Raw genomic sequence first — 13,430 nt, 5'->3', positions numbered from 1 at the left:
CTGCTCTGGCAAGCGCGGAGTTTACCACCTTGCGCCTGCGGCTGCTCAAGGTCGCTGCGCGCGTCGTAGAAAGTGCTAGCCGCATCCGCATTGCCTTCGCTTCCGCCTGTCCGGATGCCGACCTGTTCCGCGCCCTCGTTCTCCGGCTGAAGCCTGCGCCGACGTAGCCCATGCGGCAGCGCCGCAGAACTCCGAGCCCAGCCCTTCAACCCGAAAAGCCCATCAATCCGAATGCGGTGAAACAAACGCCAGCGATGCCGGTCGTCCGCGCAATACAGCCAGCCGCAGCAAATGCCCAGAGCGGACCCGAAACCGAGCGTCGTGAATAAGAGAGGTTAGGGTATAATCGGCGCGATAACGGGTATTGCGGCTCAAATAGCCCATGGCGATGTCGCAATATTGCAGCGCGTCGTCCCCGGCTTCATCCGAAGGCGCACGCCAGTCCTTCTCAGGCGGCATTGTAATCCTCCCAAGCATGGCTCTCTGCGGAGCGCGAGGGGAGATGTTCTCATCCGCTCAATTGCGGAGAAGTCCTGCCAGAAGGGCTACCGTATAGGGAATTTTAGTCAGCGTTTCGGGAGGTTTTTCAGGATTCCGGCGGTGCTACGGATTTGATTCGATGGCTATGATGAACGCAAATAATGGCGATAACCGATCTTGGTCATCCACCGCGCGCGAGCGAGATGCGAGTCGTGGACCAGGCGCGCGCGTTCCGGCTCGGCGATCGGATCGATCCCGAAAATGATGTGAACGGCCTCGTGCCAATCGGCGTTTTCCGCCGCCGCATCGAGTAAGCGCCAATAGGTGCGATGATGGCGTTCATCATACTTGGTGACCTGTGGTGTGTCGGGAGCCCGATCGTTGAATGGGATAATTGCCATCGCCTTGCTCCGGCCTTAGCCGTTCCTACGGGGAAGTCGCCGGTCACACGCTATACACCACAATGGACCAACGTAATCGCCCTATCTTGGCTATGACCCGGTGATAGAATGGGGATAATGGAAAGAACCTTGGCGCTCTTTACTTATGCGATTTCTCCGGTGCGCCGCGCACAAGCATGACGCCTTCGCCTCGCTCCGAATCGAGAAAGACAATCCCCGCGCCCTCCAACGCCTTGACCACTTGATGGCGGGTATCCTCACGCACGGGCAGATCATTGGCGGATTCAAGGCGTTTGAGCGCGGTCAACGCGACAAGGGCCTTGTCAGCAAGCATCTCCTGGGTCCAACCGAGAAGCGCACGAGCGGCCCGCACCTGGCGGGAAATGATCATGCGCGATCACGTTCACGAGGCGGGAGCTATACGCCATGAAAACGACTATTATAGTCGTCTTGGTATAAGGCCGAATATACTCGCTCGCCGGGCCATGCCCGGCGAGCGAGCGAAATCAGGCCGTGCGGACCTCTGGGACGCGCGGCCGCCGCCGGTTCAGATGGGCCGGCGGCGGGATCATTCAGGCGCAAGTGGGCTATGGTTTGAACCTGCGCCATCCGTCCTGACTTCCTGTGCGCCTGTAGCTCATCCGGCGGCAGCGGGCATGAGTGTTCCAGGTGAACATCAGCGGCTCGAAGCCATGCCACCAGTCCGCGTCAATGTCGCCGCACCGGCCTTCAAAGCAAAGGAGGCCAGCCGCATTGTATAGCCGGAACTCCATGGGCAACTGATGACCCTGCGAGACTTCGGCACGAGCGGGGATTCCTTCGCCATTTTCGCCAAGTTCAAGACAGCCGCCCATATGATCGGTCGTGATGATCCAGCGCATGATATGATTCCTTGTGGGGGTGGCGCCCGTCGCGGGGACGGGCGCGATGATGGGGAAAGGTGGCGACCTATGCGGCCGCCCGGTGATGCTGCCGCGCGGCAAGCCGTTTGCTGGCGGTGTGGTAGTGGCCGTTGTCCAGTTCGATGCCGGTCCAGTCGCGGCCAAGCTGCTGGGCTGCCGCCAGGGGCGAGCCGCTGCCGCTGAACGGGTCCAGGACAAGCTCGCCCGGCTGCGTGAAAGCCTCGATCAACGGCGCCAGTGCTTCAACCGGCTTCTGCGTGGGGTGCAGACGGTTGCCCGAATAGGGGAAATCCAGAACATCGGGGATGGGACGCGCGGGACGGATGGGGTTGCCCTTCGCCAGCAAATAAGCCTGTTCGTGCTCATAGCGCAGGAAGCGGGCCGACGACGCATAACGCTTGCGGAAAACGAGGTGCCCGACGACGCGAAAGCCCGCCGCCTTCCATGCGTCCATGAAAAGGTCGATCTTGTTCCAGCCGTAGAAGGAAACCGCAAAGCCGCCATCCTTCAAGATGCGGTGCATCTCGCGGAACGCCGGACGGAGCCACCGACCGTTATCGTCGTTCGCCACCTTGCGGCCCTGGCGATCCCGGTAGCGGGTGACATAGGGCGGATCGGTCAGGATGAAATCCACCGTGCCGCTATCGAAAGCCTGCATCACTTCAATGCAATCGCCGTTGAAAATCACATTGCGGGGAGCCTGTGCTTTGCTGGTCATGTCTCAATCCTTTGGGTCTGAAGTTCAGCGAAGCGGAACGCCGCGCCTGAACTTCTGCCCGTCGGCGAGACCGGGGTAGCACGGGACAAGGGCGTTCGGGGTGGAGGGGAATCACCCGCCTACACAAGGCGAAGCCGCGGAAGGTGGGGATACCATCCCGAACGGTGTCACTTCCCTTGCCCGGCGCGAGGGCAGCGCCATTAGCCACGATCGCGGCCGCATGGCCGCGCGGGACAGTGCGCCGGCTATGCTGGCACCGAATTGCGTTCAGGAAAGAGGGATCAGGCCGCCAGACGTGCGGTCGTTATGCCAATCGGTCGCGTCAATAAGATCCGCAGCGACTTCACCGCGCAATCGAGCGCGGCGACAAGGCCGCTATCGCCTGACGAAGGACTGGCTTCGTCAAGCATACCGATCAGGCGATGCTCGTCTTCGGAAAGCGATGGGCCAGTGCCGGTGGCGATGCGCCTGCCGGACACACCTTCGACCAGCGTCATGATGCTGTCGAACACCGGCGCCAACATCCCATGACCAGTGCGGGAGAGCATCGCGAACAGGCTGGGCTGGACCGGCTTCCGGCTGTCCCGCGCGTCCCGCCAGCAGCGCGCCGCCTCGATCAGCATCGCTGGCATAATGCTCGCATCATGCGATGGCGGCGTGAAATGGCGGGTCATGGTCGGTCCTTTCGTGCTGCCCCTCACTCTCTTTTTGAGAATTGTTCGCAACAATAGCCGTATGCGATGACAATCACAAGACAGCGCCGCAATATACGGCGCTGTCCGCGACCGTCCTGACGACAACGAAAGGCGCGCCCCGCCATGGCGCGGCGGGGCGCGGGTGGCGGTCAGCGGGACCAGAGCAGGACGTATTCGCCGGGACGCTCGTTGCTCTCGACCAGGCTCGCGTAAAGCGGTGCCGGGAAGCTGGGATCGTCGATCTTGACCGACAGATAATCGCGCTCGTTGCGACTGGTCTTGATCCAGGCGGCGCCGACCTCGACGTCGACGTGATCCGCGTTGGCGAAGGTGAGCCGGTAGTCGGGCGCCTTGGAGGCGTCCTTCTCTACGGGCGTGAACACCGCGCGGGTGTTGAGCGTGAGGGTCACGACCTTGCCGACGATGCCGCCGTCCTTGTCCCTGCTGAAAGTGCCGATAGTGCTCATGATGATTCTCCGTTCGCTTGTCCGGGCCGCGCCCATCGCGGCCTCGTGGCGATCGGTGGATCGGGGACGTTCGGCGGCGCACCGCTGCTCGGGGTTCCCGTCGCGTCTGCGCGTCGGGGTGGGCTTGCGGCCCTGGGACGGCCAAAGGGCGGCTTTTTTGCTTCGCGCTGCAAAGCCGAAGGCGGCGGAAAAAAGCCGCCCGGCGCCGTTGCGCCGACAGGTGGAACCGGTCAGATCAGCCACAGGAGAGGCCGTGAGGGGCGGTCAGGCTGCCGAGACGAAAGGATATGCTGCATCCCGGCGTGACTGTCTTCTGGGCAACAAACAAGGGTCGGTCCGCGTCACCCTTCGTTCGACACTCCTAGATCAATCAGAAAGCGGATCCAGCAAACGCCGACATACGGCTCACCGAATGACGGCTATCACGATGCCCCGAGAGTGGTCGAATTCAACTCCCGTGACGGAACGCCAACGCACTGGCCAAATCTCGACGGTTAAGACTCGCCATGCAGGCCTTGGTTTGGAGAAAGCAATCGCGCCCATGCCATGATGAAAAGTGTTGTAGCCCGGTTGTAGCCCGGCCCGAAAACGGAAGAAGGCCGCTCTCGCGGCCTGACATAAGTATCTAATTTTCTTATAAAATCTGGAGCGGGCGAAGGGATTCGAACCCTCGACCCCAACCTTGGCAAGGTTGTGCTCTACCCCTGAGCTACGCCCGCTCTGGCGGCCGGAGGAGCTTCCTCTCGGCGGGTGAGGCGGGCAACTAGCAGCGGTTTGACGGCTCGGCAAGGGAAGAATTCGCTTTCCTGCAAAATTCTACTCCCCCCAACTCCTCCTCCAAATCCATTGAGCCGCGCCGCTTGCATCGTCATCAACAGGGATGCTCCGCTGCCGGCCGCGTTTTCCAACGTTGCGGCGGCATCGACATGTCCCGCCCGTTGAAGGTCTGCGGCTTGACTCGGATTCAGCCGTCGCCCTACGTCCGCACAAATGATAATCGGGGCAGGTCGAGCCCCTTTCGAGCCGCGCCAACCGAGTGGAAAAGGGAAATCCGTCGTGAAATATCTGCCGTTTTCCATCGCCTTGGCAGCGGTTCCCGGCATCGCGTTCGCCCAGACGCAGCCTGATACGGCATCGCAGGCGAATATCGTCGTCACCGGAGCGGGCCTGCCTCTCCCGCCGGGCAGTCCCGCTTATGGCTCCGTGGTGATCGATCGGGACCGGCTGATCAACGGCGCGTCGGGGCGCATCGAAAATATATTGGGCGACGTGGCGGGTTTTCAGCAGTTTCGCCGATCCGACAGCCGGTCGGCCAACCCGTCCGCCCAAGGCGCCACGTTGCGGGCGCTGGGCGGCAATGCCTCCAGCCGCACGCTGGTGCTGCTGGATGGCGTGCCGATGGCCGATCCCTTTTTCGGCTATATTCCCTTCAGCGCGCTGGTCCCCGACCGGCTGTCGGTGGTACGGGTCACGCGCGGCGGCGGCGTGGGGGCCTTTGGAGCCGGGGCGGTCGCGGGCACCATCGAGCTTGCCAGCGCCACCCGCGATCAGCTTCCTTCTTTTGCCGCCAGCGCCTTTTACGGCAGCAAGGATGCGACCGAACTGGCCGCCGCCTTCACACCCGATCTGGGCGGCGGCTATGTTTCCCTGTCGGGCCGCCGGGACCGGGGCGACGGCTTCATGACCACGCCGCGCGATCAGCGGGTCGCGGCTACCGTGCCGGCCGCCTATGATGGCTGGTCCGGCAATCTGCGCGCCGTCGCGCCCCTGTCGGCCACCTCCGAATTGCAATTCCGCGCGACCGTCTTCCACGATGACCGCACGCTGCGCTTTCGCGGCGCGGACAGCATGAGCGAGGGGCAGGACGCCTCGATCCGCTATATCGCGCGCGGCGCATGGCAGGTCGATGCGCTGGCCTATATCCAGGCGCGCAATTTCTCCAATATCGTGATCTCGTCCAACGCGCCCTATCGCCAGTCGCTCGATCAGCGGAACACACCCTCCACCGGCATCGGCGGCAAGATCGAACTGCGGCCGCCGGTCGGCCCGGACCATGTGCTGCGCATCGGCACCGACACGCGCTTCGCCACGGGCGACATGTATGAGGACGCCTATGATGCCGGCGACCCCGCCAATCCGATAACGGCCCGCCGCCATGCGGGCGGGGACCAGATCACGACCGGCTTCTTCGCGGAGGATGACTGGACGATCGGCAGCCTCATCCTGACCGGCGGCGTGCGGGCCGACTATTGGCGCATCAGCGGCGGCTTTTACCGGCAGGTCGGGGCCAATGGCGTCGTCACGGTGAACGACGACTTCGACAACCGGTCCGACTGGCAGTTTTCCGGGCGCGCGGGCGCGCTGTTCCGGGTCAGCGAGAAGCTGGCGGTGCGGGCGGCGGGCTATACCGGCTTCCGCCTGCCTACGCTCAACGAATTATACCGGCCGTTCACCGTGTTTCCGGTCAGGACCGAAGCCAATGCAGCGCTCACGCCGGAAAAGCTGAAAGGGGTTGAGGCGGGAGTCGACTTCACCCCCCTGCCCGGCCTGACGCTGGCGGCGACCGCTTTCTACAATCGGCTGGACGACGCCATCGCCAATGTGACCGATCCGGCCAATCCCAATCTTCGTCAGCGCCGGAATGTGGACGCGGTGATCGCCAAGGGCGTGGAACTGACTGCTTCGGGCCATATCGGCGATTTCCTGCTGTCGACCTCCTATGCCTATAGCCGCAGCAAGGTGCGGGCACCGGGCAGGGGCTTCGATGGGTTAAGGCCCGCGCAAAGCCCCCGTCATGCCGCCAGCGCAACGCTGGCATGGCAACCGGCGCAGGGACCGGCGCTATCGACCACGCTGCGTTATGTGTCGAAGCAATATGAGGACGATCTTCAGACCGATGTGCTGCCCCATGCGCTGACGGTGGATGCGGTCGCCAGCCTGCCGCTGGGCCATGGGATCACCCTTGTCGCACGCGGCGAAAACCTGTTCGATGAGGAGGTCGTCACACGCAATGCAGGCGGGTCCATGGACCTCGGCACGCCGCGCACGCTCTGGATCGGTTTCAAATTCGCGGGATGACGGGCGCAGCGGGTTCCCGTTCTGAAGGCATCCGCCGAACGCCGCTGCGCTTTATCTTCCGTCGGGGAGAAATGGTGCTGCCGGTGAGGATTGAACTCACGACCTCAGCCTTACCAAGGATGCGCTCTACCACTGAGCTACGGCAGCACTCTGTTCTTCGCGCGGCCCGTATCAGGCGGCGGAGCCGGGCCTATGGCCGCGCGCGCTGCCCTTGTCAAGGCGGCTTGCGACGGGTCCGGCAATTTGCTTAAGCGCATCCCATGAGCAGCGGACAGGACGAACGCAAAGAGCGATTGGCGCAGGCGCTGCGCGACAATCTGCGGCGCCGCAAGGCGCAGGCGCGCGCGGACGCCGCCGAATCGAAGCCAGCCGAGGCCGGCCGGGACGGCGACGCCCAGCGACGCGACTGAGCTTCACAGCGGCGCGCAGGCCCCCGTCAGCCATGCAAATGCCGCGCCTTCAAGCTGCGGCCCGACGACATCCAGCACCCTGGCATGATAAGCGTCGAGCCAGGCGCGTTCTTCCATGCTCAGCAGTTCGACCGCGACAAGGTTGCGATCGATGGGCGCGAAGGTCAGCGTTTCGAAGCCCAGCATCTCCTTTTCCGCGCCGGGGATGGCGCGTTCCTCCACCAGCACCAGATTTTCGATGCGGATGCCATATTCGCCGGTCTTGTAATAGCCCGGCTCGTTGGAGAGGATCATGCCCGCCTGCAACGGCTCGTCGCCGCCGCCGAAGGTCGCGATCCGCTGCGGCCCTTCATGCACCGACAGGAAACTGCCCACGCCATGGCCGGTGCCATGGGCATAATCCAGCCCGTCGGCCCAGAGATATTGCCGCGCCAGCACGTCGAGCTGTCCGCCGCGCGTGCCCCTGGGGAACACGGCGCGGGCGAGCGCCACATGCCCCTTCAGGACCAGCGTGAAGCGGCGCTTCATTTCCGGCGTCGGCGTGCCGATGGCGATGGTGCGGGTCACGTCGGTCGTGCCGTCGCGATATTGGCCGCCTGAATCCACCAGATAAAGGGAATCGCGCTCGATGGGACGGTTGGTCTTTTCCTCGACCCGATAATGCACCACCGCGCCGTTCGGCCCCGCGCCGCTGATCGTGTCGAAGGACAGGTCCTGCAACGCGCCGGTGTCGCGGCGGAAGGATTCCAGCTTCGCCGCGGCGCCCAGTTCATCGACGCCGCCCTTGGGCGCTTCGGTCGCGATCCAATGCAGGAAGCGGGACAGCGCCGCCCCGTCGCGACTTTGCGCGGCTCTGTGTCCGGCGATCTCGACCGGGTTCTTGATCGCCTTGGGCAATATGGCGGGATCGCGCAGCGCCAGCACATGCGCGCCGCCTTCCTCCAATCCTTCGAAGATCGCGGCGACCGCACGCTCGGGATCGGCTACGACCGTCTTGCCCGCGAAGCCCTTGAGCGCGTCGGGGAAGGCCGCGCGGTCGTGCACGCGCACGGCATTGCCCAGATGCTGCACCGCGGCCTCGTCGATCTTTTCGGGCGCGACATAAAGATCGGCGGTCGCATCGGCGTTCACGACGGCATAGGCGAGCGCGACGGGCGTGCGGTCCACGTCCTTGCCCCGGATGTTGAAGGTCCATGCAATGGAATCGAGCGCGGAGAGCACCGCCGCATCGGCATGTTTCGCCGTCAGCCAGTCGGCCATCTCCTGCCGCTTTTCCGCCGCGCTCTTTCCGGCGTAGCGGTCTTCATGCACCGCCAGCCTGGCGGCGCTGGGCGCGGGGCGGTCGGGCCAGACCGCATCCACCGGATTGGTGTCGACCGCGACCAGTTCCGCGCCGCGCTCGGCCAGAGCCTCGCTCGCCTGGCGCACCCATGCGCGGGTATGGAGCCATGGATCATAGCCGATGCGCGCGCCCTGCGACGCATGATCCTTGAGCCACGCCGCGATGGAGGTCTGCGGCACGCTCTCATATTGCCAGTGCGCGGCGTCCACCTGCTCGCGCACCTGCAAGGTGTAGCGCCCGTCAACGAAGATCGCCGCTTCCTCCGGCAGCACGACAGCGCTGCCCGCCGATCCTTGAAAACCCGTGAGCCAGGCAAGGCGCTGGGCATAGGCGCCGACATATTCGCTCATATGCTCGTCCGTCAGCGGCACGACGAAACCGTCCAGCCGGTCGCGCGCCAGTTGCGCGCGCAGGGCCTTGAGACGATCTTCATAGGTGGACATGGAAGCTTCCTCGTTTAACGAGCCTCTTGGCATTGGCTGTAATGCCGCCAACATAGAGAGGGCGCGGCGCTTCTGCCAGTGTCCGCCCGCCGCATGACAGAATATGGGAATTGCATGACCGATACCGCCAAGCCGCCCGTCGCCGCACGCCGTCCGCACAGCTTCGCCCGCCACGGCATCACGGTGGAGGATCCCTGGGCATGGCTGCGCGATCCGGGCTATCCCGATGTGCAGGACAAGGATGTCCTGGCCTATCTGGAAGCGGAGAATGGCTGGTTCGAGCAGGCCATGGCCCCGCGCAAGGCGCTGACCGATGCCCTTTTCACGGAGATGAAAGGCCGCATCAAGGAAGACGACAGTTCGGTGCCGCAAAAGGACGGCGACCATGTCTACTGGCGCGCGTTCGAGATCGGGGCGCAATATCGCAAATGGTATCGCAGGCCCGTCGCGGGCGGCGCGGACCAGTTGATCCTCGACGAACCCGCGCTGGCGGAGGAGCATGATTATTTCCGGCTGGGCGCGATGTCGGTCAGCCCGGACGGGCGCTACCTCGCTTATGCCATCGACAATAACGGATCGGAGCGGTTCGAGGCGCGGATCAAGGATCTGGCGACCGGCGAACTGCTGCCGGAGGTGATCCCCGGCACCCTGTCCGCGCTGGTGTGGACCAGCGACAGCAAGGGGCTGCTCTACGGCCTCGCCAACGAGAATTGGCGGACGGACAATGCGCGGCTGCACTGGCTGGGGCAGGGCGTGGAAAGCGACGTCGAGCTGTTCCACGAGGATGACGAGGGCTTCCGCGTGTCGGTGGGCCTTACGTCATCGGAAAAGTGGATCGTCATCGCGACCGGCGACCATGTGACGACCGAGGTGTGGCTGCTCCCCGCCGACAATCCGGCCGCGCAGCCGCTGCTGGTGTCAGCGCGCAAGCCGGGGCGCGAATATGAAGTCGATGAGCATGACGGCACGCTCTACATCCGCACCAATGACGCCCATCCCAACTTCCGGCTGGTGAAGGCATCGCTGGAAACGCCCGATCAGTGGGAGGAAGTGATCGGACCGGACGATCATTTCTACCTGACCGATTTCACGCTGTTCAAGGGCTTCTACGTCACAGAGGGGCGGCAGGACGGCCTCGATCAGATCGAACTGCGCGACTACGCCACTCACCGGGCGAAACGCATCCCCTTCCCCGAAGCCAGCTATTCGGCGTCGCTGGACGACAATCCCGAATATGATGTGACCAAGCTGCGGATCGGCTATGAATCGATGGTCACGCCCGACACCATTTACGACTATCATCTGGCGACGGGCGAGCTGGAGGTGCTGAAGGTTCAGGAAATCCCGTCCGGCTATGACGCGACCCGTTATGAGACCGAGCGGCTGATGATCGCGGCGCGGGACGGGACGCCGATCCCCGTTTCCATTGTCTATCCCAAGGACCTGCCCCGCGACGGCAGCGCGCCGCTGCATCTTTATGGTTATGGCGCTTATGGCATCGCGATGGAGCCGGGTTTCTCGACCACGCGGCTCTCGCTGCTGGACCGCGGCTTCGCTTTTGCGCTGGCGCATATCCGGGGCGGGGACGATCTGGGGCAGCAATGGTATCTGGACGGAAAGCTCGACAAGCGGACCAACACGTTCACCGATTTCGTGGACGTGGCGAAGGGCCTGATCGAACGCGGCTATACGTCCAAGGGCCGGATCAGCATTTCCGGCGGATCGGCGGGCGGCGAACTGATGGGCGCGGTCATGAACAGCGACCCGGACCTGTGGGGCGCGGTGGTGGCGCATGTGCCCTTCGTGGACGTGCTCAACACCATGCTGGACGAGACCTTGCCGCTGACGCCGGGCGAATGGCCCGAATGGGGAAACCCGATCGAGGACAAGGCCGCGTTCGAGACGATCCGCGCCTATGATCCCTATGGCAATGTCCGCGCGCAGGACTATCCGCCGCTGATGGTGACGGCGGGCCTCAACGATCCGCGCGTCACCTATTGGGAACCGGCGAAATGGGTGGCGAAGCTGCGCGCGACCAAGACCGACGGCAATGTACTGATCCTCAAGACCAATATGGGCGCGGGCCATGGCGGCAAATCGGGCCGCTTCGAAAGCCTGCATGAGACGGCGGAGGAATTCGCCTTCATCCTCTGGCAACTGGGCATGGCGGACTGATGGCGACTAGCTACACTACCACCCTCACCGCGCTTCCAGAGCATATCGATATACTCGGCCATGTGAACAACGCGGTCTGGGTGCAGTGGATGGAACAGGTCGCGACCGAGCATTGGACGCGCGATGCCGATCCCGCCCATCTCGACGCCTATGTCTGGGTCGTGACCCGGCATGAAATCGACTATCGCGGCAATGTGAAGGAGGGCGAGGCCGTCACCGTCCGCACCTGGATTCCCGAGGGACCGCGCGGCGCGCGCTTCGACCGGCTGATGGAGTTCACCGGCCCGGACGGCAAGGTCAAGGTATCGGCCAAATCCACCTGGGCGATCATCGACAAGGCAACGGGCCGCATCCTGCGGGTGCCGCCGGAGGTCGCGGCGCGCTTCCTCGATTAGGGCGCGGTGGCGGAAAAACTGTCTTCGATGACCGGCTCCATGTCCATATCCTCCCGCTCGGATGCCTGCCGCGCCCACATGGCGGCATAAAGGCCATCGGCACGGACCAGATCGGCATGGCGGCCACGCTCGACGATTCGGCCCTGATCCAGCACGATGATTTCCTCCGCGTCGACCACCGTTGAGAGCCGATGCGCGACGATCAGCGTGGTGCGGCGGCGGGAAATGGAGCGCAGCACCTCCTGAATCTCCGTCTCGGTCCGGCTGTCGAGCGCGCTGGTCGCCTCGTCCAGCACCAGCACCGGCGGATCTTTGAGCAGCGTGCGGGCGATGGCGACGCGCTGCTTCTCCCCGCCCGACAGCTTGAGGCCCCGTTCGCCGACGCGAGTTTCGTAGCCCTGCGGCAGGCTCATGATGAAGTCGTGGATGGAAGCCGCCTTCGCCGCCGCCTCGATCTCTTCCTGCGTGGCGCCCTCGCGGCCATAGCCGATATTATAGCCGACCGTATCGTTGAACAGCACCATGTCCTGCGGCACGATGCCGATGGAGGCGCGCAAGGAGTGCTGCGTCACCTGCGCGATATCCTGCCCGTCGATGCGGATGCGCCCGCCCTGAATGTCGTAGAAGCGGAAGAGCAGCCGCGCGATGGTGGACTTGCCCGCGCCCGAAGGCCCGACGATGGCCAGCGTATGCCCGGCGGGAACGGTGAAGCTGACGCCGTGCAATATCTCCCGTTCCGGGTCGTAGCCGAAGCGGACATGGTCGAAGCGGACTTCTCCCGCCTCCACATGCAGCATCGGCGCGCCGGGCGCGTCGGCGATCTCCGCCTGCGTGTCGATCAGCTTGTACATCGCCTCCATGTCGATCAGGCCCTGTCGGATCGTGCGGTAGACCATGCCGAGCAGGTCGAGCGGGCGGAAAAGCTGGCTCAGCAGCGTGTTCACCAGCACCACGTCGCCGGTGGTGAACTGGCCCTTGCTCCAGCCCCAGACGGTATAGCCCATCGCCCCCGCCATCATCAGGTTGGTGATGAGCGACTGGCCGACATTGAGCCAGGCGAGGCTGTTCTCGCTCTTGACCGCCGCATTGGCGTAGCGGCGCATGGCGCGGGCGTAGCGGGCGGCTTCGCGGTCTTCGGCGCCGAAATATTTGACCGTCTCGAAATTCAGCAGGCTGTCCACGGCATGGGCGACCGCATTGGTGTCGAGGTCCACCATGTCGCGGCGAAGCTGGTTGCGCCATTCGGTGATCGTGCGGGTGAACCAGATATAGAGTGTGACCATCACCAGCGTCGCGACGACGAGGCCGACGCCGAACTTCACGAAGAAGATGATGCAGACCGCCGCCAGTTCCAGCACCGTGGGGGCGATGTTGAAGAGGAGGAAATAGAGCATCGTGTCGATGCTTTTCGTGCCGCGTTCCACGATCTTCGTAACGGCCCCGGTGCGGCGGTCGAGATGGAAGCGCAGCGACAGGCGATGGAGGTGGACGAACACATCGTCGGAAAGACGGCGGCCCGCCTCCTGCCCCACGCGCTCGAACACGGCGTTGCGGAGGTTGTCGAACAGGACGCTGGCGAAGCGCGCGCCCGCATAGGCGGCGACCAGCGCAATGGCGAGGGTGGCGGCGGGTTCCATGCCCGGCGCCATCCGGTCGATCGCGGCCTTATAGGCGAAGGGCATGGCGAGGCCCACCAGCTTGGCGAGCAGCACCAGCACCATGGCGATGGCGACCCGGCGGCGCAGCGCGGGCGCGTCGGCAGGCCAGAGATAGGGGAGGAACCGGCGCAGCGTGGCCCAGACGGGTGGAATGGGCGTGGCGCTGTCGGGGGAAGAAGGCGGCATCAACTGCTATTTAGGGTGAAATGCGCGCCGATCCAGTCGGAACGCTCGTTTGGGGCATGGAGAAATCTTACGAGACGCGG

At 64.1% G+C, this 13,430-nt stretch carries 14 protein-coding genes and 2 tRNA genes; 5 read left to right on the top strand and 11 right to left on the bottom strand.

Annotated features, from left to right (window positions below; genetic code table 11):
• A partial coding sequence (locus IQ35_RS15490) for a transposase (RefSeq protein ID WP_199739969.1) occupies positions 1 to 167 on the top strand: 167 nt, incomplete at its 5' end.
• A 55-nt stretch (positions 168 to 222) separates the two neighbouring features.
• Here the strand turns inward: IQ35_RS15490 and IQ35_RS15485 are convergent.
• From IQ35_RS15485 to IQ35_RS15450, 8 genes are all read right to left on the bottom strand, one after another.
• Positions 223 to 459, bottom strand: coding sequence for a transcriptional regulator domain-containing protein (locus tag IQ35_RS15485; protein WP_145074614.1), 237 nt, complete (start codon positions 457 to 459; stop codon positions 223 to 225).
• Positions 460 to 623: 164 nt separating this feature from the next.
• Entirely contained in the window at positions 624 to 881 is a 258-nt protein-coding gene (locus IQ35_RS15480) for a DUF2285 domain-containing protein (RefSeq protein WP_145074611.1), read from the bottom strand.
• A 139-nt stretch (positions 882 to 1,020) separates the two neighbouring features.
• Positions 1,021 to 1,272, bottom strand: a complete 252-nt coding sequence (locus IQ35_RS15475) for a helix-turn-helix domain-containing protein (RefSeq protein ID WP_145074608.1) — start codon at positions 1,270 to 1,272, stop codon at positions 1,021 to 1,023.
• 196 nt (positions 1,273 to 1,468) lie between these two features.
• Positions 1,469 to 1,762, bottom strand: a complete 294-nt coding sequence (locus IQ35_RS15470) for a hypothetical protein (RefSeq protein ID WP_145074605.1) — start codon at positions 1,760 to 1,762, stop codon at positions 1,469 to 1,471.
• A 67-nt stretch (positions 1,763 to 1,829) separates the two neighbouring features.
• Positions 1,830 to 2,501: a DNA methyltransferase gene (locus tag IQ35_RS15465; protein ID WP_145074601.1), complete on the bottom strand. Its 672-nt coding sequence runs from the start codon at positions 2,499 to 2,501 to the stop codon at positions 1,830 to 1,832.
• A gap of 281 nt (positions 2,502 to 2,782) precedes the next feature.
• On the bottom strand, positions 2,783 to 3,175 hold the full coding sequence (locus IQ35_RS15460; protein ID WP_145074598.1) for a hypothetical protein: 393 nt from the start codon (positions 3,173 to 3,175) through the stop codon (positions 2,783 to 2,785).
• A 170-nt stretch (positions 3,176 to 3,345) separates the two neighbouring features.
• Positions 3,346 to 3,906, bottom strand: a complete 561-nt coding sequence (locus IQ35_RS22000) for a DUF736 domain-containing protein (RefSeq protein WP_446539672.1) — start codon at positions 3,904 to 3,906, stop codon at positions 3,346 to 3,348.
• A 401-nt stretch (positions 3,907 to 4,307) separates the two neighbouring features.
• Positions 4,308 to 4,382, bottom strand: a tRNA-Gly gene (locus tag IQ35_RS15450).
• Positions 4,383 to 4,719: 337 nt separating this feature from the next.
• Here IQ35_RS15450 and IQ35_RS15445 point away from each other — a divergent pair.
• Complete coding sequence (locus IQ35_RS15445) at positions 4,720 to 6,741, top strand: TonB-dependent receptor plug domain-containing protein (RefSeq protein WP_145074595.1); 2,022 nt, start codon at positions 4,720 to 4,722, stop codon at positions 6,739 to 6,741.
• A 72-nt stretch (positions 6,742 to 6,813) separates the two neighbouring features.
• Here the strand turns inward: IQ35_RS15445 and IQ35_RS15440 are convergent.
• Positions 6,814 to 6,888 (bottom strand) — tRNA-Thr (locus tag IQ35_RS15440).
• 113 nt (positions 6,889 to 7,001) lie between these two features.
• Here IQ35_RS15440 and IQ35_RS21275 point away from each other — a divergent pair.
• Positions 7,002 to 7,151, top strand: coding sequence for a hypothetical protein (locus IQ35_RS21275; protein ID WP_184204970.1), 150 nt, complete (start codon positions 7,002 to 7,004; stop codon positions 7,149 to 7,151).
• Between the two features lie 3 nt (positions 7,152 to 7,154).
• On the opposite strand, the gene IQ35_RS15435 is transcribed toward IQ35_RS21275, so the two are convergent.
• Positions 7,155 to 8,936, bottom strand: coding sequence for an aminopeptidase P family protein (locus tag IQ35_RS15435; RefSeq protein ID WP_145074593.1), 1,782 nt, complete (start codon positions 8,934 to 8,936; stop codon positions 7,155 to 7,157).
• A gap of 114 nt (positions 8,937 to 9,050) precedes the next feature.
• Here IQ35_RS15435 and IQ35_RS15430 point away from each other — a divergent pair, with 114 nt between their 5' ends.
• Together IQ35_RS15430 and IQ35_RS15425 are read left to right on the top strand one after the other, a co-directional pair.
• Complete coding sequence (locus IQ35_RS15430; protein WP_145074590.1) at positions 9,051 to 11,111, top strand: S9 family peptidase; 2,061 nt, start codon at positions 9,051 to 9,053, stop codon at positions 11,109 to 11,111.
• Positions 11,111 to 11,506, top strand: a complete 396-nt coding sequence (locus IQ35_RS15425; RefSeq protein WP_021247457.1) for an acyl-CoA thioesterase — start codon at positions 11,111 to 11,113, stop codon at positions 11,504 to 11,506. Before IQ35_RS15430 ends, IQ35_RS15425 begins: the two co-directional genes overlap by 1 nt.
• Here IQ35_RS15425 and IQ35_RS15420 read toward each other — a convergent pair.
• Positions 11,503 to 13,350, bottom strand: coding sequence for an ABCB family ABC transporter ATP-binding protein/permease (locus IQ35_RS15420; RefSeq protein WP_021247456.1), 1,848 nt, complete (start codon positions 13,348 to 13,350; stop codon positions 11,503 to 11,505). The two genes, IQ35_RS15425 and IQ35_RS15420, sit on opposite strands and share 4 nt — an antisense overlap.
• Positions 13,351 to 13,430: the final 80 nt, after the last annotated feature.

Source organism: Sphingobium wenxiniae (assembly GCF_007830065.1).
In the GTDB taxonomy this organism is placed as follows: domain Bacteria; phylum Pseudomonadota; class Alphaproteobacteria; order Sphingomonadales; family Sphingomonadaceae; genus Sphingobium; species Sphingobium wenxiniae.
The sequence above is the reverse complement of the archived record's forward strand: the minus strand, read 5'-3'. Positions and strand labels throughout refer to the sequence as shown.